The organism is Alloyangia pacifica, assembly GCF_900116195.1.
GTDB lineage: Bacteria > Pseudomonadota > Alphaproteobacteria > Rhodobacterales > Rhodobacteraceae > Salipiger > Salipiger pacificus.
On record NZ_FOZW01000004.1, the window covers coordinates 389546 to 408226 of the forward strand.

General features: G+C 67.6%; 19 protein-coding genes. 8 read left to right on the forward strand and 11 right to left on the reverse strand.

Annotation, left to right across the window (positions count from 1 at the left end):
• Window positions 1-2 precede the first annotated feature (2 nt).
• Together BM397_RS11365 and BM397_RS11370 are read right to left on the reverse strand one after the other, a co-directional pair.
• Window positions 3-908, reverse strand: coding sequence for a nickel/cobalt transporter (locus BM397_RS11365; protein ID WP_092423981.1), 906 nt, complete (start codon window positions 906-908; stop codon window positions 3-5).
• Window positions 893-1570: a DUF1007 family protein gene (locus BM397_RS11370; protein ID WP_092423984.1), complete on the reverse strand. Its 678-nt coding sequence runs from the start codon at window positions 1568-1570 to the stop codon at window positions 893-895. Before BM397_RS11370 ends, BM397_RS11365 begins: the two co-directional genes overlap by 16 nt.
• Before the next feature lie 66 nt (window positions 1571-1636).
• Here BM397_RS11370 and BM397_RS11375 point away from each other — a divergent pair, with 66 nt between their 5' ends.
• Window positions 1637-2269, forward strand: a complete 633-nt coding sequence (locus BM397_RS11375) for a DUF2461 family protein (protein ID WP_092423986.1) — start codon at window positions 1637-1639, stop codon at window positions 2267-2269.
• 21 nt (window positions 2270-2290) lie between these two features.
• Here the strand turns inward: BM397_RS11375 and ppk2 are convergent, their stop codons facing one another.
• Together ppk2 and BM397_RS11385 are read right to left on the reverse strand one after the other, a co-directional pair.
• Entirely contained in the window at window positions 2291-3277 is a 987-nt protein-coding gene (gene ppk2 / locus BM397_RS11380; protein ID WP_092423988.1) for a polyphosphate kinase 2, read from the reverse strand.
• Between the two features lie 86 nt (window positions 3278-3363).
• Window positions 3364-4254 carry an NAD-dependent epimerase/dehydratase family protein gene (locus BM397_RS11385; RefSeq protein ID WP_092423990.1) on the reverse strand — a complete coding sequence of 297 codons (891 nt, stop codon included), beginning with the start codon at window positions 4252-4254 and terminating at the stop codon, window positions 3364-3366.
• Window positions 4255-4423: 169 nt separating this feature from the next.
• Here BM397_RS11385 and trpA point away from each other — a divergent pair, with 169 nt between their 5' ends.
• Window positions 4424-5215 carry a tryptophan synthase subunit alpha gene (gene trpA / locus BM397_RS11390; RefSeq protein WP_092423992.1) on the forward strand — a complete coding sequence of 264 codons (792 nt, stop codon included), beginning with the start codon at window positions 4424-4426 and terminating at the stop codon, window positions 5213-5215.
• A 150-nt stretch (window positions 5216-5365) separates the two neighbouring features.
• Here the strand turns inward: trpA and BM397_RS11395 are convergent, their stop codons facing one another.
• Window positions 5366-6058, reverse strand: coding sequence for a hypothetical protein (locus tag BM397_RS11395; protein WP_092423994.1), 693 nt, complete (start codon window positions 6056-6058; stop codon window positions 5366-5368).
• 295 nt (window positions 6059-6353) lie between these two features.
• Here BM397_RS11395 and ltnD point away from each other — a divergent pair, with 295 nt between their 5' ends.
• From ltnD to BM397_RS11420, 5 genes are read left to right on the forward strand one after another with little or no spacing between them, the layout of a single operon-like run.
• Window positions 6354-7247, forward strand: a complete 894-nt coding sequence (gene ltnD, locus BM397_RS11400) for an L-threonate dehydrogenase (protein ID WP_092423996.1) — start codon at window positions 6354-6356, stop codon at window positions 7245-7247.
• Window positions 7247-8473, forward strand: a complete 1227-nt coding sequence (otnK, locus tag BM397_RS11405) for a 3-oxo-tetronate kinase (RefSeq protein WP_092423998.1) — start codon at window positions 7247-7249, stop codon at window positions 8471-8473. The genes ltnD and otnK overlap by 1 nt, the downstream gene beginning before the upstream one ends.
• Window positions 8470-9114, forward strand: a complete 645-nt coding sequence (gene otnC / locus BM397_RS11410; RefSeq protein ID WP_092424000.1) for a 3-oxo-tetronate 4-phosphate decarboxylase — start codon at window positions 8470-8472, stop codon at window positions 9112-9114. Before otnK ends, otnC begins: the two co-directional genes overlap by 4 nt.
• Before the next feature lie 3 nt (window positions 9115-9117).
• The gene (locus tag BM397_RS11415; RefSeq protein WP_092424002.1) at window positions 9118-9897 is read left to right on the forward strand and encodes a hydroxypyruvate isomerase family protein; all 780 of its coding nucleotides are present in this window, start codon (window positions 9118-9120) and stop codon (window positions 9895-9897) included.
• An 18-nt stretch (window positions 9898-9915) separates the two neighbouring features.
• The gene (locus BM397_RS11420) at window positions 9916-10851 is read left to right on the forward strand and encodes a 2-hydroxyacid dehydrogenase (RefSeq protein ID WP_092424004.1); all 936 of its coding nucleotides are present in this window, start codon (window positions 9916-9918) and stop codon (window positions 10849-10851) included.
• A gap of 91 nt (window positions 10852-10942) precedes the next feature.
• Here the strand turns inward: BM397_RS11420 and BM397_RS11425 are convergent, their stop codons facing one another.
• The 6 genes from BM397_RS11425 to BM397_RS11450 form a co-directional block, all read right to left on the reverse strand.
• Complete coding sequence (locus tag BM397_RS11425; RefSeq protein ID WP_245696049.1) at window positions 10943-12226, reverse strand: MFS transporter; 1284 nt, start codon at window positions 12224-12226, stop codon at window positions 10943-10945.
• A gap of 141 nt (window positions 12227-12367) precedes the next feature.
• Window positions 12368-13273, reverse strand: coding sequence for a sugar kinase (locus BM397_RS11430; protein WP_092424006.1), 906 nt, complete (start codon window positions 13271-13273; stop codon window positions 12368-12370).
• The gene (locus BM397_RS11435; protein WP_092424008.1) at window positions 13270-14421 is read right to left on the reverse strand and encodes a fumarylacetoacetate hydrolase family protein; all 1152 of its coding nucleotides are present in this window, start codon (window positions 14419-14421) and stop codon (window positions 13270-13272) included. Before BM397_RS11435 ends, BM397_RS11430 begins: the two co-directional genes overlap by 4 nt.
• A gap of 50 nt (window positions 14422-14471) precedes the next feature.
• On the reverse strand, window positions 14472-15845 hold the full coding sequence (locus BM397_RS11440) for an FAD-binding oxidoreductase (RefSeq protein WP_092424010.1): 1374 nt from the start codon (window positions 15843-15845) through the stop codon (window positions 14472-14474).
• A gap of 280 nt (window positions 15846-16125) precedes the next feature.
• Window positions 16126-17037: a dihydrodipicolinate synthase family protein gene (locus BM397_RS11445; protein ID WP_092424012.1), complete on the reverse strand. Its 912-nt coding sequence runs from the start codon at window positions 17035-17037 to the stop codon at window positions 16126-16128.
• Between the two features lie 35 nt (window positions 17038-17072).
• Window positions 17073-17672: a LysE family translocator gene (locus tag BM397_RS11450; protein ID WP_092424014.1), complete on the reverse strand. Its 600-nt coding sequence runs from the start codon at window positions 17670-17672 to the stop codon at window positions 17073-17075.
• Between the two features lie 227 nt (window positions 17673-17899).
• On the opposite strand from BM397_RS11450, the gene BM397_RS11455 reads away from it, so the two are divergent.
• The gene (locus BM397_RS11455) at window positions 17900-18661 is read left to right on the forward strand and encodes an SDR family oxidoreductase (RefSeq protein WP_092424016.1); all 762 of its coding nucleotides are present in this window, start codon (window positions 17900-17902) and stop codon (window positions 18659-18661) included.
• Window positions 18662-18681: the final 20 nt, after the last annotated feature.

The following is an 18681-nucleotide window of genomic DNA, read 5'->3' on the forward strand; positions in this document are numbered from 1 at the left end:
CCTCAGAGTGTACTCCTGAGCAGTTGCACTGCCATGACTGTGACCAAAGCGCCTGCGGCGGCCTCGATCAACGCCAGCGCCCGGATGCTGCCGGGACCGGCGGCGAAGCGTGTCAGCGTGCCTTCGCGCAGGGTGACCGAGGCCAGCGCGACCACCAGCGTCACGCTCGCCGTGCCCAGCCCCATGGCGAAGGCGCCGAGAATGCCGGCGCTGGCGATGCCCATGCGCCATGTCAGGATCAGCAGAAAGAGCGCGCCGGTGCAGGGCCGGATGGCGATGGCCCCGACCAGCAGTAGCGCATCGCGCAGCGAATGGACCTTTTCCGCCTGCTCGAGGCTGGGGCCATGGGCATGGCCGCAGCTCCGGCAGATGCCCCCGTGGTCGTGGTCGTGGTCGTGTGGATGGTGTGCCTTGCGCGCGGCCCAGAGCCTGCGCCCGCCGCGCAGCAGCAGCCAGAGGCCGATCGCCGTGATCGCCGCGTAGCTTGCAGGGGCGAACCAATCCTCGGCGGCCGAGGTCATTCGCTCGCGGCCCCAGCCCAGCAGCCAAACGCCGGCGTAGACCAGCAGCACGGCCGCACCTGCCTGCGCAAGGCTTGAGGCCACGGCCAGCGCCGAGAGCCGCCAGAGCGTCACGCGCCGCCCGAGGCCGTAGCCGCCGATCAGCAGCTTGCCGTGGCCGGGGCCGGCGGCGTGGAAGAAGCCGTAGCCGAAGCACACGGTCATCAGCGCCAGCAGAGCGCCCGGCTCGCCCGCGCGCAGGGCCCGCAGGCCACGGGCCATGGCGTTCTGCGCCTCGCGCTGTCCATCCCTGGCCAGCAGGACGATCCGGTCCGCGCCGTCAAAGCCCCAGAGCCAAACCGCCAGCCCCAGCACCGCCAGCGCGCCGACGGTCAGGAGCCCGCGCATGTCACCTCGATGCGGTCGGCGAAATCGCGGCCCGGCTCAATCTCGAGGAACTGGTCCTCGGGGATCTGCGCCAGCTCGGCCTGCATCTTCTGCGCGGCCGCGTCGAGATCGGGCTTGCGGACCTCGGCGGAGCACGGCGCGGGCAGGGTGATCGGCAGGCTTGCTTCGAAGGCGATGTAATACGTGGGATCGTAGGGCTCGATCACCAGCCCGCCGGCGGGCGCCGGATCGACGCTGCGCCGGTGCACCGAGGTGATGCGCCCCGCGTCGAGGCGGACCGAGACGAACTCCGGCGCGCCGAGCGCCAGTTTCTCGCCGCCGGAGTACACGTAAAGATCGCCCTCGAAGCCTTCATACCAGTTGTCGAGGTCGAAGCGCTCCAGCGCAGTCAGCTCTTCGGAGGTCAGCGCGCCGTCGCCATCGGGGTCGAGACTCATGTCCTCGAGGATCAGCAGCGAGAAGAAGTCGTCGTAACGCCAGGTCACCTCGATCGAGACCACCTGCCGGTCGGCATCGAGGTCGAGCGCGAGCCCGACGTCGGCAAAGACATGCGGATGCGCCGCCACGGGCAGGGCGGTTGTAACCCCAATGAGCGCCGCGAAAGCCAATGTGATCGCACGCGTCCGGGGCGAAAGGTAAATCTTCGGTTTACCTAGGGGCATGTCATTTCGCGACTTCATGATAGGCTGGCCTTATTTGAGACATGATTCCCTTGGGAAAAATTTTTGATGGCTAGTTTGATTGATCTAACGGCGTTCGCGCCCCAGGCGCGGCGTTTCCTGTCCGAACTCGAGGCAAACAACGACAGGGCGTGGTTCAACGCCAACAAGCAGCGCTACGACAGCGAGGTCAAGCGTCCGGCCGAGTTGATGATCGCCCAGCTCACCCCGGAGCTCGAGGTGCTGAGCGGAGATCGGCCGAGACCGAAACTGTTCCGGCCGCATCGCGACGTCCGCTTCAGTGATGACAAGCTGCCCTTTCACACGCATTTGCATGCCCTCTGGTCGTTGCCGGACGGGCGTGCCTGGTATTTTGCATTGTCCGGGGGCTACGCCACGGCGGGGGCGGGCATCCTTGGCTTCGACGGTCGGCAGATGCTGGCGTGGCAGGCGGCGCTCATGGGCCGCGAGGGCGACGAGCTGGAGCACATCATCTCTCGCATCGGCGGGCGGATCGACCCGGCCCCGGACCCCGGGACCGAGGTCCCGCCCGGCCCCCGGGAGGAGCTGATGCGGCGACCCGGCTGCGTGCTGTGGATCGATGGCATCTTCGAGGCGCTGACCCCCGACCCGGTGGCGACGCTGCTGCAATGCTACGCGCGGCTGCAGCCGCTGCAGGACTGGCTCGGCAAGCGGCTTTGACCGTCCCGCCGCCTCTGGCGCTCAGAGGTCGCCGTTCGGACCGGGAGTGGCGCCGAGAATATGCTCCGACCGGTGGATGACATGCGCCGCGCCGCCGACGATCAGCGGATCGGGAAGGGCGGCGATGTGCCGGTCCTTGCCGGGGTAGTCCAGCGTCGACAGGAAGTGCCGCATGCAGTTGATACGCGCGCGTTTCTTGTCGTCGGACTTGACCACGGTCCAAGGTGCGTCGGCGGTGTCGGTGTAGAAGAACATCGCCTCCTTGGCCTCGGTGTACTCGTCCCACTTGCCGAGGCTCGCTTTGTCGATGGGCGAGAGCTTCCACTGCTTGAGCGGGTCGGTCTCGCGGCTCTTGAAGCGGGTCTTCTGTTCCTCGCGGGTGACCGAGAACCAGTACTTGTAGAGCCGGATGCCGGAGCGCACGAGCATCCGTTCCAGCTCGGGCGTCTGACGCATGAACTCGAGGTACTCGTTGGGCTCGCAAAAGCCCATCACCCGTTCGACCCCGGCGCGGTTGTACCAAGAGCGGTCGTAGAGCACGATCTCCCCGGCGGTGGGCAGGTGCTCCACGTAGCGCTGGAAATACCATTGCCCGCGCTCCTCGATGCTGGGCTTGTTGAGCGCCACGACGCGGGCGTGGCGGGGGTTGAGATGCTCGGTGAAGCGCTTGATCGTGCCGCCTTTGCCGGCGGCGTCGCGCCCTTCGAAAAGCAGCACGAACTTCTGGCCGGTTTCCTGCGCCCAGAGCTGCACCTTCAGCAGTTCGGCCTGCAGCCGCGCCTTCTGCAACTCGTAGCCGCGACGGGCCATCTTCTTGGTGTAGGGATACTCGCCGGTCTCGAAGGCGCGACGGATCTCGTCCGGAGTCGGTCCGCGTCGGCGGGCGACGTGGACCGGCGCTTCGGGCAGCGCGAGCCCGGCTGCGGGGGCGGGCGCCGGGGGGGAGCCGGCAGCATCCGTTTCGGTGGCGGGCTCCTCGGGGTCGGGCGCTTTCGGCATCTCGGTCATGGCGGTATCCTCAAGCCTTTGGCTGCAGGCAGCCTGCGCCAACAGCCTGCGCCCTGCCTTGATACCTGTCAAATCGCGCCCTTGGCTCAGCCCCCCAGCGTGCTGCGCCAATCGTGCTGCGGTGAAAACCCGAGCATCCGCCGCGCCTTGGCATTGCTGTAGAAGGCCTGTCGCGGCTGCATCGGGGTCTTCACCGGCACGCCGTCGTAGAAGTGCGCGCGCAGCGTCTCGTTGTCTTGCGGCACGGCAAGGTCGTCATTGGCGACGTTGAACAGCTCGAATCCCAGTCCGTCGGTGGCGAGACAGCGGCTGACCATCTGCGACAGGTCGCGCACGTCGATGTAGCCGAAGATGTTGCGCAGCCTCGGGGCCGGGTCCTCGGCATAGGCCGGGAAGTCGCGGTGATAGTCCTCGACCTCGCAGACGTTCGAGATGCGCAGCCCGTAGATGTCCTGCCCGGTGCGGCGCTGGATGCCGCGTGCGGTCACCTCGTTCGAGACCTTCGACAGCGCGTAGGCGTCCTCGGGCACCACCGGGTGCTCCTCGTCGATGGGCAGGTATTCGGGTTTGCGCTCCCCGTCGGCGAAGCAGATGCCGTAGGTGGTCTCGGAGCTGGCGAAGACCACCTTGGGAATGTCCAGCTTCGCCGCCGCCTCGAGCACGTTGTAGGTCGACAGCGTGTTGACCCGGTAGGTCTCGCAGTCGGGCTTGATCAGGATGCGGGCGAGCGCGCCGAAATGCACCACAGCGTCGAATTTCGGCAGGCCGCTGCCGGGCTCCAGCTCTTCGAAGCCGGCGTAGGAGGTCATCGCGCCCCAGACCTGCCCGGGGTCGGTCAGGTCGGTGATCAAGTCCGGCACGCCGGGAAGCCCCAGCGGCGAAAGGTCCGCGTTCAGGATGCGGTGACCCTCATCGGCGAGGTGCCGCACCACGTGCCGCCCCGCCTTGCCGCTGCCGCCGGTGAACAGAATGCGCATGTCGTCCTCCTTCTCTCCTCGGGCACACCATTCAGGCCAAAGCCTCGAAGGTCCAGAGGGGCCATTGATTTTCCCTTACGTATCCGGCACAGGTTTCGCGACATTCCGGGAGGCCCGCGCCCCCGGTTAGAGAGCCGCCAGAGACTCGCCTGCCAAGGGAAGGACCGCCATGACCCGTATCGACGCCAAGTTCGCCGCCCTGAAGGCCGAGGGAAAGAAGGGCTTCGTCGCCTACGTTATGGCCGGGGACCCCGATTACGATCGCTCGCTCGAGCTGGTGCGCGGGCTGCCGGGCGCAGGTGTCGACGTGATCGAGCTGGGCTTGCCCTTCACCGATCCCATGGCCGATGGCGAGACCATCCAGCTCGCCGGTCAGCGCGCGCTGGAGGCGGGCATGACGCTCAACCGCACGCTGCAGATGGTGCGCGACTTCCGCACCGGCGATGACACCACCCCGATCGTCCTGATGGGCTATTACAACCCGATCTACAGCCACGGCGTCGACAAGTTCCTCGAAGAGGCGCGGGAGGCAGGTATCGACGGGTTGATCATCGTCGACCTTCCGCCCGAAGAGGACGAAGAGCTCTGCATCCCGGCGCAGAAAGCGGGTCTCAACTTCATCCGACTGGCGACGCCGACCACCGACGACAAGCGCCTGCCCAAGGTGCTGCAGAACACCTCGGGCTTCGTCTACTACGTCTCGATCACCGGCATCACCGGTGCTGCCGCTGCCCAGGCCACCGACGTCGGCCCCGAGGTCGCGCGGATCAAGGCGGGCACCGATCTGCCGGTCATCGTCGGCTTCGGCATTCGCACCCCCGAGACCGCCGAGAGCATCGCCTCCGTCGCCGATGGCTGCGTGGTCGGTTCGGCGATCGTGGGTGCCATGGCGGAAGGCAAGCCGGTGTCGGAGGTGCTCGCCTTCGTGAAGTCCCTGGCCGACGGCGCCCACCGCGCCTGAGCGCCGCAAGGCCCGAGCTGAGAGCCGCGCCCGCCCAAGGAGCGCGGCTTTTCCGTGTCTGCCGTCCCGGGTGACGTCATTGCCCGGATCTTCTTGCAGTTTGCGCGACTGCAAGAAATTGCGGTCGTGCTCTCTGAGCGGGGCGCGCCATCAGCGCTCGATAAGCCCGTGACGCGGAAACAGTTTCGAAAGCGCTTTCCCCTGGTATTTGCGCGCGGTCTGAAGGGATTTTCTGAAAGGTTGGTGAAGCCAGGAGTGGTGCTGTTCCAGGGGTAAATCTCCTACTGGAAAATCAGCCGCCTTCGATTGTTCGCGGAAGAGAGACTCCACCAGCATCGCGTAGTCAGCGCTGGCGAAGGCGCTGAAATGGGCGCGGACGAGATGCAGGTCGGCCACCGGATAGACGCCCTCAAGATCGATCATCGAGGGTTGCCCTTGCCATTCCATCGTGTGGGCCTGCCCGAACTGAACGGCGAAATAGCGTGTCTCGGCGGTACGCTGGGCCACGAGGTCGAAGAAACTCTTGTCCTTTTTTCGTGACTTGAAACATTCCTCCATGACGTAGCCCCGACAGAGCCCGCCCGAGAAGATCAGGGCGCGCAGCGCCGGCACGGTCGAGCTGTCATAGAACCCGCTTTCCAGCGCGGCGAGCAGATTGTCCCTGCGGATGTGATTGCGGTTCCAGACCTTGTAGAAGAGCCGGCTGCCATTCGCGGATGCCTCGCTGCGTGTGGAGAAAATCCAGCGGGAATGATCCTGTTTTCCGTATCGTGCCCTGACGACCTTTTGCACATCCAGTGCTCGAAAATCAATTTGAGACAATTCAATGGTCTCTATCTGCATGTGCCCCTCCGGAACACGAAATAGGGGAAGGGTAGGGGGTCGTTCTTCGAGCTGTCAAGCGAGCTGGCGCAACTCGCCAGCGAGGAGCGCGTTCATTTGCGGGGTGGTCTTCGTCCAAGGCATCGGGACCGAGAAAGGCCGGGCATTGCGGCAGAACCGCCCTCCCGCTCGGGCATCCTGCCCAGTGCCCGTCCTGCCCGGTGCCCGTCGGCGGTTGCGGGGGCGCCAGCCGGATTGACACTCCGGCCCGCAGGCTTCATCTTCATTTGGTATACCATTTTGCGGGAGGAGCACTTTGGCAGAGATCACGGTGATCGGGCTCGGCTCGATGGGCATGGGTATGGCGCAGTCCCTGCTGCGCGACGGGCACACGGTGCACGGGCTGGATATCTCGAGCGAGCGGACCGCGGCCTTCGAAGCCGAAGGCGGCGCGCCGGGCGGCCTTGCAGAGGCGCTGGGCGCAAGCTCGGTGCTGGTCTGCGTGGTGCTGAACGCTGCGCAGACGCGCGAGGTCCTTTTCGGTCCGGGCGGCGCGGCCGAGCATCTGCCGGAGGGGGCGGCAATCATTTCCTGCGCCACCATCGCGCCGAGCCAGGCGCGCGAATTCGCGGACCTCGCTTCGGCCAAGGGGCTGCACTACCTCGACGCGCCGATCTCCGGCGGGGCGATCAAGGCCGCGCAGGGTCAGCTGTCGATCATGGCCTCGGGCACGCCGGAGGCCTTCGAGGCCGCCGCGCCCGCGCTCGCTTCCATGGCCGCGACAGTGCACCGTCTGGGCAACGAAGCCGGAGCGGGCAGCGCGATGAAGGCGGTGAACCAGCTTCTGGCGGGGGTGCATCTCGCCGCCATGGGCGAGGCGATGGCCCTCGGGGTCAGCCAGGGGCTCGAGCCAGCGCGCATCGTCGAGGTGATCTCGGCCTCGGCGGGAACCAGCTGGATGTTCGAGAACCGCGGCCCGCATATCGTCGACGGTGACTACACGCCGCGCTCGGCGGTCAACATCTGGCCAAAGGATCTCGGCATCGTCGGCGGCATCGCGGGCGAGGCCAAGTTGCCGGTGCCGATGACAGAGGCTGCGCTCGGGCAGTTCAAAACCGCCGCCGAGGCGGGCGACGGGCTGATCGACGATGCCGCGGTGGTCAAGGTCTACGCGCGCGCGGCGGGCCTCAGCCTGCCGGGAGACGACTGATGCTGCTGGGCTGTATCGGCGACGATTTCACCGGCTCCAGCGATCTCGGCAACACGCTGGTCAAACAGGGCATGCGCACCGTGCAATACGTGGGCGTGCCGAAGGGCGACGCGGCGCCGGAGGTCGAGGCCGGGGTGGTGGCGCTGAAATCGCGCTCCATTCCTGCCGCCGAGGCGGTGAAGCTCTCGCTCGAGGCGCTGGAGTGGCTGAAGGCGCAGGGGTGCCAGCAATTCCTCTTCAAGTATTGCTCGACCTTTGATTCCACCGCCGAGGGCAACATCGGCCCGGTGGCCGAGGCGCTCGCGGATGCGCTGGGGACGGAAAGCGTGATCTTCTGCCCGGCCTTCCCGGCGACGGGGCGGACGATCTATCAGGGCCATCTCTTCGTGCAGGATCATCTGCTGTCGGAGTCGGGCATGGAAAACCACCCGCTGACCCCGATGAAAGACCCCGACCTGCGCCGCGTGCTCGCCGCCCAAGTGTCGCGGGGCGTCGGCCACGTGCCCGCCAGTACTGTCTGGCAGGGGCCGGACGCGATCCGTGCGAGGCTGGCGTCCGAGGCGGAAGAGGGCCGCGGCTTCGTCATCGCCGACGCGATCCGCGACGAGGATCTTCTGACCTGGGGCGCCGCGCTCAAGGGCGCGAAACTGCTCACCGGAGGGTCGGGTATCGCGCTCGGCCTGCCGGGCAACTTCGCTCTGTCCGGCAAGGCAGGTGCCTGGACCGGGCAGGGCGGGCAGGTGGTCGCGCTGTCGGGCTCCTGCTCCAACGCCACGCGGGCGCAGGTTGCCGCCCACGGCGGGCCGAAGCGTGAGGTTACCGCCGAAGAGGCGCTTGGCGGTCTAGACGCCGACTCCCTCGCCGACTGGGCGCTGGCGCAGGACGGGCTGCCGCTGATCTATTCTTCTGCGGAGCCGGCAACGGTGGCGGCCACGCAGAAAAAGCATGGCCGCGAAAAGGTCGCCGCCGCGCTGGAAGGGCTCTTTGCCCGGACCGCCGCGGCGCTGGCCTCCAAGGGCGTGAAGCGCATCATCAGCGCCGGGGGCGAGACCTCGGGTGCGGTGGTCGAGGCGCTGGCGCCCGAGGCGCTGGAGATCGGCCCCGAGATCGATCCGGGCGTGCCGGTCATGCGGGCGGGCGACATGGTGCTGGCGCTGAAGTCGGGGAACTTCGGAGCGGCCGACTTCTTTGCCAAGGCGGCGCGTGTGATGGAGCAGGGGGCATGAGCGAGAGCAAGCTGCGCGAGCAGATCTGCGAGATGGCCGCCTCGATGTTCGCGCGCGGCCTCACAGGCGGGGCCTCGGGCAATATCTCGGCCCGCACCGAGGACGGCGGGTTGCTGGTCTCGCCCACCGGCTCGAGTTTCGGCAGCCTCGACCCGGCGCGGCTGTCGCGTTTCGACGAAAGAGGCATGCTGATCGGTGGTGACCAGCCGACCAAGGAGATGCCGCTGCACAGCGCCTTCTACGAGACGCGTGGCACGACCGGGGCGGTGGTGCACCTGCATTCGACCCATGCGGTGGCCTGGTCGATGATGCCCGACATCGACCCCGAGAACCTCTTGCCGCCGCTCACCGCCTACGCGGTCATGCGGCTCGGCAAGGTGCGGCTGCTGCCGTTCTTCGTGCCGGGCGACCCGGCGATGGGCGACGCGGTGCGCGGCCTTGCCGGCAAGCGCTCGGCGGTGGTGCTGGCCAACCACGGCCCCGTGGTGGCGGGCAAGGACCTCGAGGCCGCCGTCTACGCGATGGAGGAACTGGAAGAGACCGCCAAGCTGGCGCTGCTGCTCAAGGGGCACCAGCCGCGCATGCTCACCTCCGGGCAGGTGCAGCGGGTGGTCGACAAGTTTGACGTGGACTGGGACTGAGACATGAAGTTTTCCGCCAATATCGGCTTTCTCTACACCGAGCTGCCGCTGCCCGAGCGCATCCGCGCGGCCAAGCGCGACGGCTTCGATGCGGTGGAGTGCCACTTCCCTTATGACGTGCCGCCCGAGGAGATGAAGGCGGCGCTCGAGGAGACCGGCTTTGACATGCTCGGGCTGAACACCGTGCCGGGCGACGTGGCAAACGGCGACTTCGGCCTCGCCGCGCTGCCGGACCGGCGCGAAGACGCCGCTGCAGCGGTGCGCCAGGCGGTGGCCTATGGCGCGGCGATCGGGGCGAAGAACGTGCATGTTATGGCGGGCCGCACCGATGGCGGGGCCGGGGCCGAGGCGGCTTACCGTGAGACGCTGACCCTCGCCTGCGATCTGGCGGGCGCGGCGGGCATGGGCGTGCTGATCGAGCCGATCAACCATCGCGACGTGGCGGGCTATCACCTCAGCCGCGTCGAACATGCCGCCGAGATTGTCGAGGCGCTTGGGCAGGGCAACCTGCGGATCATGTTCGACTGTTACCACACGCAGATCATGCAGGGCGACCTGACGAAGCGCTTCGCCACGCATCTGCCGATGATCGGTCACGTGCAGATCGCCGCCGTGCCCGACCGCGGCGAGCCCGATGGTGGCGAGGTCTGCTTCGAACGCCTGCTGGCCTCCTTTGCCGAGGCCGGGTGGGAGGCGCCGGTGGGCGCGGAATACAAGCCGCGCAGCGGGGATACGGTGGCGGGCCTTGGCTGGCTCGCCCCCCTGCGCGCGGCGCTGGCTTGAGCTGAAAGGATCGAAGAGATGACGGACGTACTGGCAGTCGGCAAGCCCGACCAGATGAGCCGCGAGCCGCTGGCGGAGCTGGGCTGGACCCATGTGGAAAGCCTCGACGCCGCGCAGGCGCTGGACGAAGACACGCGCAAGGGGGTGAAGGCCATCGCCTTCTATGGCCACAGTCCCTTTGCTGGCGCGCAGATGGATGCCTTTCCGGGTCTCGGCCTGATCGCGAACTTCGGCGTGGGCTATGATGCGATCAACGTGGGGGACGCCTCGGCGCGCGGCATCAAGGTGACCAACACGCCCGACGTGCTGAACGACGACGTGGCGGACCTCGCCGTGGCCATGCTGCTCGACTATTGCCGCGACATGCGCGGCGCAGAGGCGCGGGTGCGCTCGGGCGCCTGGGGCAAGGAGGGCGCGCATCCGCTGCAGCGCAAGATGAGCGGACAGAAGGCGGGCATCCTCGGCATGGGCCGGATCGGGCGCGAGATCGCCGACCGTCTGGCCGCCTTCAAGATAGAGATGCACTACCACGCGCGCTCCGAGAAGGAGACGCCGGGCTGGACCTTCCACGCCGATCCGGTGTCGTTGGCGCGCGAGGTGGATTTCCTGGTGATCGCCCTCGTCGGCGGCCCGGCCACCGCGGGCTACGTGACCAAGGAAGTGTTGGAGGCTCTGGGTCCGACCGGCGTGCTGATCAATATCTCCCGCGGTACCACGGTCGACGAGGAGGCGCTGATCGAGGCGCTGCAGAAGGGCACCATCGCCGGGGCGGGGCTGGACGTGTTCCTCAATGAGCCCAACCCCGACACGCGGTTCCTGTCGCTGGAAAACGCGGTGCTGCAGCCGCACCAGGCCTCGGCCACGCGTGAGACCCGCACCGCCATGGGCCAGCTCCAGCGCGACAACATCGCGGCCTTCATCGAGGGCAAGGACCTGCTGACCCCGGTCAACTGAGGTTGCTGGACTGAGGCGCAACGTCCTTCGGAGGACGTTGCAAATCTCTTCGAAGAGATTTGGCCGCCTGCCTAGGCGGGGGCCTTATCACTCAGGCCGAACGCGCGCCTGTCGCGTCTGCCCCGGCAAAGCCCGCGTCGAGCCGCCGCCACGCCCAGGCGGTCAGCACGATGACCCCGGCGGCCGCGACGACGAAGGGCATTTGCAGCGCCAGCCCTCGGGGCATCACCGCTTCGGCACCGCGGATCACCACGCCCGACAGGAACAGGCCGATCGGCATCATGCCCCAGGCGAAGAGCCGGTAGGTGGCGTTGACCCGCCCGAGGATCTCGTCGGGCACGTGGCGCTGACGGTACGAGACCGAGACCGTGTTCCACACCAGCCCGCAGAACTCGAAGGCGGCAAGCACCGCCGCGAGCACCCAGCCGTTCGGGGCCAGCGGCAGGGCTGCGAAGGCCAGCGCCGAGGCCAGAGTCATCCATTGCGCCGAGGTGCCATTGCCCAGCCGGCGCACGATCCGCTCGGCACAAAATCCGCCCAGAACGCCGCCGAGCGCTCCCGCTGCGAGGATCAGCCCGTAGCCGGAAGCGCCGAGCCCGAGGTTCTCCTGCACGTGCAGCACAAGCGCGATGACCACCATCTGGTGCAGCAGGTTCCACACGCCGGTGATCACCGCCAAGAGCCGCAGCAGCGCGGAGCCGCGCAGGAAGGCGAGCCCGTCGCCGAGCTCCTTCCTCCAGTTCCGCGCGCCCGCGCGGCGCGGCGTGAACCGGCCCTGCAGTGACCGCATCAGCCCGACCGCGATCAGGAAGCACAGCGCATTCAGCGCAAACGGCAGCCAGAACACCGAGGCGATGAGGAACGCCCCGACCGCCGGACCCAGCAGCGCGTTGCCGACCATCTCGACGCTCCACAGCCTGCCATTGGCGCGCTCCAGCTGGTCGTGTGGCACGATGGCGGGCAGCATGGTCTGCGCGGCGCTGTCGCGGAACACCTCGGCGGTGCCGACCAGCAGCGCGCAGCCGAGCAGCGCAGCAAAGAGCCCGGGGCTGGCGGTGCCGCTGTCCGGAGCGGGCGAGAGCGGCAGGGCCAGCCAGATCGTCAGCGCCGCGAGGGCAAAGGCGCAGGCGCGCAGGAGGTCCATGGCGAGGATCAGCCGCCGCCGGTCCAGCCGGTCGGTGACCACCCCGGCGGGCAGGGCAAAGAGGAACCACGGCAGTCGCAGGGTGATCGGCATCAGCGTGACCAGCATCGGATCGCGGGTCAGCAGCGTCGCCAGCCAGGCCCAGACCACCACGGCCACGCCGTCGGCTAGGTTGGTCATGCCGCTGGCGAGGATGAAGCGGCGCAGGGGGCTCGGGGCAGAAAGGGTCACGGCGCGTCCTTGGGGAAGATCAGTCGAGTCGCACCGACCGTAATTCCCCAAGTCCGGTTGAGGTCAACAGGAACCCGCCGGCACGCCGCCGCAATGCACCGTGCCGTCGCGGCAGGCGGCTCATCGCCGCCTGCGCCGGGCTCAGGCGAAGATCGAGGGCACCAGCGCGCCGCGCGCCTGAATCACCTTGGCGGCGAGGCGCATGGCTTCGGCGGCGGCCTCCTGCGGGGCCTTGCCCTGCGCCAGGCCCGCCAGCAGCCCGGCGGCGAAGCTGTCGCCCGCGGCGGTGGTATCGACCACCTCGGTCACGGTCTCGGCGGCGATCTCGTGCAGACCGGCCTCGCGCTGCCACAGGTGCAGCGCCGCGCCGCCCTGCTTCACCGCCACCATGTCCGCGCCGCCGTTGCGGTAGCGCTCGATGGTCTCCATCGGCGAGGCATCACCGAAGAGCTCTTCCTCCTCGTCGAAGCTCGGCAGCACGATGTCGGCGGTGCGTGCGCCCATGGTCAGCCCGGCGCGCATCGCCTCGGGGCTTTCCCAAAGGCGTGGGCGCAGGTTGGTGTCGAACGACACGATCGCCCCCTTCGAGCGGGCGCGGGAGAGCGCGCCGCAGAAGGCCTCGCGCTGCTTCGGCGGCAGGATCGCAAGGGTGATGCCCGAGAAATGGATCATCTCGCGGCCCTTGAGGATACCGTCGAGCCAGCCAAGGTCGTCGGCCATCAGCTTCGCCGCCGACTGGCCGCGCCAATAGGAGAAGCTGCGCTCGCCGTTCTCGAGCGAGATCATATAGAGCCCGACGGTGCGGTCGGGAATGCGCCGGATGGTCGAGACATCGACGCCCTCGCCGGAGATGAAGTCGAGCATCTCGCTGCTCACCGCGTCCTCGCCCACGCAGGTGCCGTAGCTCACCGTCCACTCCTCCGGGAGCAGGCGGCGGGCATACCATGCGGTGTTGAACGTGTCGCCGGCAAAGCCGCGCTTGTAGAGGCCGTCTCCGGCCTGCGACAGTTCCACCATGCATTCTCCGAGGGCGAGGAAAGCGGTCACAGAAGATTTCTCCGGGCAAGGTTACGCATCAGCGCGCCGGTGCCGAAGGTCCATTCCGGGGCCTCTGTAGAGAGCCGGACGGTGTTCTGCAGCGCGCCGAGCGCGGGTTCGGAGATGCTTACAACGTCTCCGACGTGATGTGTAAACCCCTGACCGGGTGCATCGCGGTCCTCGGTGGGTGCAAAGAGCGTGCCGAGGAACAAAAGAAAGCCATCGGGATACTGGTGGTGACGGCCGATGGTCTGCGCCACGATCGAAGCCGGGTCGCGGCTGATCTGGCTCATCGACGACGCGCCATTGAGCACGAATCCGTCCTCGCCGGTTACCGTCATCGTCAGTTCCGCCTTGCGCACGTCGTCGAGTGTGTAGCCCTCGTCGAAGAGGCGGATGAACGGGCCGATGGCGCAGGAGGCGTTGTTGTCCTTGGCCTTGCCCAGCAGCAGCGCCGAGCGTCCCTCGACGTCGCGCAGGTTGACGTCATTGCCCAGCGTCGCGCCGAGGATGTCGCCGCGCGAGTTGATCGCCAGAACGATCTCGGGCTCGGGGTTGTTCCACTTGCTGATCGGGTGCAGGCCGACCGTCGCGCCCCAGCCGACCGCCGCCATCGGCTGCGACTTGGTGAAGACCTCGGCGTCGGGGCCGATACCGACCTCGAGGTATTGCGACCACATGCCTTCCTGCTGCAGCACGCGCTTCACTTCCATCGCCTTTTCCGAGCCGGGCTCGATGCCCGAGAGCGAGTCGCCGATGATGGATTTGACCTTGGCGCGGATCGCCTCGGCGGCGTCGGGATCGCCCGCTGCCTGCTCCTCGATCACCCGTTCGACCATCGACTGCGCGAAGGTCACGCCCGAGGCTTTCACCGCCTGCAGGTCGCAGGGGGCGAGCAGGTGCAGCACGTCCTCGCCTGCACCTTCTTTCGAACCCGCGGTCAGGTCGGCCAGCGTGCCGATCTCCTCGCCGGTGGCGGCGCGCAGGGTGGCGGCGGGGTCATTGCACTCCAGCAGGTCGCGCACGGTGGGGATGGTCTTGCTGGTGATGTCCACCAGCACCTCGCCGCGCAGGGCGACCAGCGCCGGGCCGACGCCGGGGCGCCAGACGCGGCCAACGAGAAGCGCTTCGGGGGTGGGGTTGCTCTGCGGCAGCATGGGAATTTCCTCCGTCTTCGGTCTTGTATGTCGGGTGTGGGGGCGGACCATCAGTCCTCGGGCGGCAACAGCTTGCCCGGGTTCAGGATGCCCTTCGGGTCGAAGGCCAGCTTGATCCGCCGCATCCAGTCGAGCGCCGGACCGTGCTCGGCCTTCATGTATTTCTGCTTGCCGATGCCGATGCCGTGCTCGCCGGTCACCGTGCCGCCGAGCCGCAGCGCGGTCTCGTTGAGCTTGCCGGCGAAGGCGTGGACGGCTTCGACCTCGGCCGGGTCGTTCGGGTCAAAGCGCGCGGCGCAGTGGAAGTTGCCGTCGCCGACATGGCCGACGATGGTGCTGACGAGCCCCGCCGCACGCGCGTCGGCCTGCGCCTGCAGCACCGCCTCGGCGAGCTGCGAGATCGGCACGCAGACATCCGTCGCCAGCGTGCCGTACTGCGCGCCGGGGCGCAGCGCGGCGGAGGCGAAATGTGCGCCGTGACGCATCTTCCACAGGGCGTTGCGGGCCTCGGTGGTATTGGCCTCTGCCCAGGATTCCATGCCGAAGTCCTCGGCGATTTCGCGGAAGCTCTGTGCCTGCTCGGCCACCCCCGAAGGGCTGCCGTGGAACTCGACGAAGAGATGCGGCTGCTCGGGCAGGTCCGACCCGGCGTGGATATTGAAGCCGCGCACCATCATCTCGTCGACCAGCTCGATCCGTGCCATGGGCAGGCCGGACTGGATGGTCAGGATCACGCAGTTCACCGCCTCCTCGACGGAGGGAAAGCGGCAGGTGGCCGAGGCGATGCCCTCGGGCAGCCCGTGCAGTTTCAGCGTCAGCTCGGTGATGATGCCCAGCGTGCCCTCGCTGCCGACCAGCAGGTGCGTCAGGTCATAGCCTGCCGAGCTCTTGCGGGCCTTGGTGCCGGTGCGGATGATGCTGCCGTCGGACATCACCGCCTCGAGCGCCAGCACGTTCTCGCGCAGCGTGCCGTAGCGCACCGCGGTGGTGCCCGAGGCGCGCGTGGCCGCCATGCCGCCGAGCGAGGCGTCGGCACCGGGATCGATCGGGAAGAAGAGGCCGGTGGCGCGCAGCTCCTCGTTGAGCTCGGTGCGGGTGACGCCGGGCTGGACCACCACGTTGAGATCCTCGGCGTTGATCTCCAGCACCTTCTTCATGCGCGAGAAGTCGAGGCTGATGCCGCCCTTGATCGCGAGGTGCTGGCCCTCCAGCGAGGTGCCGGTGCCGAAGGGGGTGATCGGCGTGCCGGTCTCGGCGCAGAAGCGGACGATGGCGGCGACTTCCTCGGTGGTCTCGGGGAAGGCCACGGCGTCGGGCATGGCGAGCGGGAAATGCGCCTCGTTCCGCGCGTTCTGCTGTCGGATGGCATCGCTGGTGGCAAGGCGGTCACCAAGGAGCTGTTCGAGCGGGGTGAAGAGGGTCATTTCTCAGGTCTCCAAGTTTGGGTGCCGGGCGCAGGCTGGCCCGGACGAAATCAAAGCCAGCGCTACGACAGCCGGGCGAGTGCCTGCCCGTGGGATGGCTCCGCGACGGTCGAGGTCCGCGCTTTATATCAGCCAAGCCCGGGCGACCTTCGTGCGTCTCGCAACGGTGACAGAACGCCAGCCCGCCCCGCATGCCAAAGGCATGCAGAATCATGATTGCGCACCTCCGGTGCGACGGGCAGGCGCTCGCCCGGCGGCTTCGCCTTGATTCCGGGCGGCCTTACTTGCCCCAGTTCAGCACGAGCGGATCGAGCGGCTTGATCAGCTCGATCAACATCGAAGCGGTGTCGGGATGCAAGGGGGCAATCGGGTGGCGGCAGAAGGCCGATTTGATCACGCCGCCCACCTGCATCGCGTGCTTGGCCGAGCGGAAGCCGCATTGGCGGTTTTCATGGTTCACCGCCGGCAGGATGCGGGCGTAGCCATCGATCGCCGCCTGCCGGTTGCCAGCGAGGAAATCCACCACGATGGGCCGGATCTGGTCGGGGATCATCGCCGATGTCATGCAGCCGGTCGCCCCGGCGTCGAGGTCCGCCAGCAGGGTGATCGCCTCCTCGCCGTCGAAGGGCGCCTCGATGGCCGCGCCGCCCTCGGCGATCAGGCTGCGCAGCTTGGCGGCGGCCTGCGGGCACTCGATCTTGAAGAGCTTCAGCATCTCGATCTCGTTGGCCATCTTGACCAGCAGCGGCACCGGCAGGTCGACGCCCGAGAGCGGCGCGTCCTGCAGCATGATCGGAATGCCCACTTCGCCCACCTGGCGGAACTGCTCGAAGGTCTGCTCGGCAGTCCCCTTCATCAGTGCGCCGTGGTAGGGCGGCATCATCATCACGATGTCGGCGCCGAGGTCCTTGGCGTATTGCGCGCGCTCCACCGCGATGGGGGTGGCGTAGTGCGAGATGGTCACGATCACCGGCACACGGCCCGCCACATGCTCGACGCAGAGCTTGGTCAGGACCGCGCGCTCGTCGTCGGACAGCAGGAATTGCTCGGAGAAGTTGGCGAGGATGCAGATGCCGTCGACGCCCATATCGATGGTGCAGTCCAGCACGCGCTTCATGCCCTCGAGATCAAGCGAGCCGTCGTCGTGGAAGGGCGTCGGCACCACGGGCCAGCATCCGGTGTATTTGGTCATTCTGAGGGTCCTCCCGAAAAGTCGATGTCTGAGTGTCAGGTTCCGCCGAAGGCCGACACGAGGGCCAGCGCGACGACGCCCAGCATGGCCAGCGCCATGCCGTAATTGATCAGCCGCTGGGTGCGGTAGCTGAGGTTGAGCCGGTGCAGGGTAACCCCGGCCTTGAGCCAGGCGAGATGCACCGGGATCCAGATCGCGTTCATGATGAGGATCTTCGAGGCGGTCTCGAAACCGAGTGCCTCGGGCGCAAAGGAAAACCCGGTGAACATGGCGGTGTTCACCGCATAGGCCTTGGGGTTGATCACCTGCAGCAGGACGCCCGCGCGCACGCCCGGCGCGGTCTTTGCCTCGATGAAGGCGATGCGGCTGCCAGCCAGAGCGATGCGCGCCGCGAGATAGAGCAGGTAGCACACCGAGAGCCCCATCAGCACGACCCGCACTGCGGGGACCGACAGGAGGATGGCGGCAAAGCCGGTCAGCACGAGGGTCATCACGAGATTGGTGCCGATGAAGAGCCCAAGGCCGTAGCGCAGCCCGTCCCGCCAGCCAAAGGCCGATCCGACCCCGGCGATCGACAGCACCCCCGGTCCGGGGGTGATGAACAGCAGGAACACGGCAGCGGCAAAGCTCAGCATGGGCCGCGCTCTCGGTCCAACAGGGCTGCGCCGGGTCTCCTCACCTCGCCTCGTCCTCTCTGCCGTCTGTCCCGGCGGCCCGGGGCTTTCGCACCGCGCCTGCTTGCATCCGGGAGCATTTGGTATACCATTTTCCTGAATACGGTCCCGCCCCGGTTTGTCAATGGTTGTTGCGGATCACCGCAGGCCCCGGGGCATGTGGCGGGACCAAGGGAAGAGGAGCCAACATGTCCCTGTTTGATCTGACGGGCCGCACCGCGCTGGTGACCGGCTCGACCATGGGTATCGGTTACGCGCTGGCGCGCGGTCTTGCGCAGGCCGGCGCCAAGGTGCTGCTGAACGGGCGCAACCCGCAGCGGCTTGAAGAAGCCGTCGCGGCGCTGAAGGCCGAGGGGCTGCAGGCCGAAGCGCTCGGTTTCGACGTCACCGACCATGCAAGCGCCCGCGCCGCCATCGACGGCTACGAGGCCGACGAGGGCGCCATCGACATTCTGATCAACAACGCCGGGATGCAGCACCGCGGCCCGCTCGAAGACTTTGACCCCGAAGCCTTCGACCGGCTGATGCGCACCAATGTCTATTCGGCCTTCTACGTCGGCCAGGCCTGCGCCCGGCACATGATCGCGCGCGGCGCCGGGCGGATCGTCAATATCGCCTCGGTGCAGAGTGCGCTGGCGCGGCCGGGCATCGCGCCCTACACCGCCAGCAAGGGGGCGATCACCAACCTCACGAAGGGCATGGCGACCGACTGGGCGAAACACGGGCTCAACTGCAACGCCATCGCGCCGGGATATTTCAAGACGCCGCTCAACGCCGCGCTGGTCGCCGATCCGGAATTCAGCGCCTGGCTGGAGAAGCGTACCCCGGCGGGCCGCTGGGGCGATGTGGAGGAGCTGGTCGGTGCCTGCGTCTTCCTCTGTGCCCCGGCGTCGAGCTTCGTGAACGGCCACACGCTGTTCGTCGACGGCGGCATCACCGCCTCGCTGTAAGACATCTTTGGGAGGAGATT

Excerpts from the sequence above, each read along its gene's own strand:
- BM397_RS11365 (WP_092423981.1), bottom strand. The coding sequence starts at position 908 with ATGCGCGGGCTCCTGACCGTCGGCGCGCTGGCGGTGCTGGGGCTGGCG.
- BM397_RS11370 (WP_092423984.1), bottom strand. The coding sequence starts at position 1,570 with ATGCCCCTAGGTAAACCGAAGATTTACCTTTCGCCCCGGACGCGTGCG.
- BM397_RS11375 (WP_092423986.1), top strand. The coding sequence starts at position 1,637 with ATGGCTAGTTTGATTGATCTAACGGCGTTCGCGCCCCAGGCGCGGCGT.
- ppk2 (WP_092423988.1), bottom strand. The coding sequence starts at position 3,277 with ATGACCGAGATGCCGAAAGCGCCCGACCCCGAGGAGCCCGCCACCGAA.
- BM397_RS11385 (WP_092423990.1), bottom strand. The coding sequence starts at position 4,254 with ATGCGCATTCTGTTCACCGGCGGCAGCGGCAAGGCGGGGCGGCACGTG.
- trpA (WP_092423992.1), top strand. The coding sequence starts at position 4,424 with ATGACCCGTATCGACGCCAAGTTCGCCGCCCTGAAGGCCGAGGGAAAG.
- BM397_RS11395 (WP_092423994.1), bottom strand. The coding sequence starts at position 6,058 with ATGCAGATAGAGACCATTGAATTGTCTCAAATTGATTTTCGAGCACTG.
- otnK (WP_092423998.1), top strand. The coding sequence starts at position 7,247 with ATGCTGCTGGGCTGTATCGGCGACGATTTCACCGGCTCCAGCGATCTC.
- otnC (WP_092424000.1), top strand. The coding sequence starts at position 8,470 with ATGAGCGAGAGCAAGCTGCGCGAGCAGATCTGCGAGATGGCCGCCTCG.
- BM397_RS11415 (WP_092424002.1), top strand. The coding sequence starts at position 9,118 with ATGAAGTTTTCCGCCAATATCGGCTTTCTCTACACCGAGCTGCCGCTG.
- BM397_RS11420 (WP_092424004.1), top strand. The coding sequence starts at position 9,916 with ATGACGGACGTACTGGCAGTCGGCAAGCCCGACCAGATGAGCCGCGAG.
- BM397_RS11435 (WP_092424008.1), bottom strand. The coding sequence starts at position 14,421 with ATGCTGCCGCAGAGCAACCCCACCCCCGAAGCGCTTCTCGTTGGCCGC.
- BM397_RS11440 (WP_092424010.1), bottom strand. The coding sequence starts at position 15,845 with ATGACCCTCTTCACCCCGCTCGAACAGCTCCTTGGTGACCGCCTTGCC.
- BM397_RS11445 (WP_092424012.1), bottom strand. The coding sequence starts at position 17,037 with ATGACCAAATACACCGGATGCTGGCCCGTGGTGCCGACGCCCTTCCAC.
- BM397_RS11450 (WP_092424014.1), bottom strand. The coding sequence starts at position 17,672 with ATGCTGAGCTTTGCCGCTGCCGTGTTCCTGCTGTTCATCACCCCCGGA.
- BM397_RS11455 (WP_092424016.1), top strand. The coding sequence starts at position 17,900 with ATGTCCCTGTTTGATCTGACGGGCCGCACCGCGCTGGTGACCGGCTCG.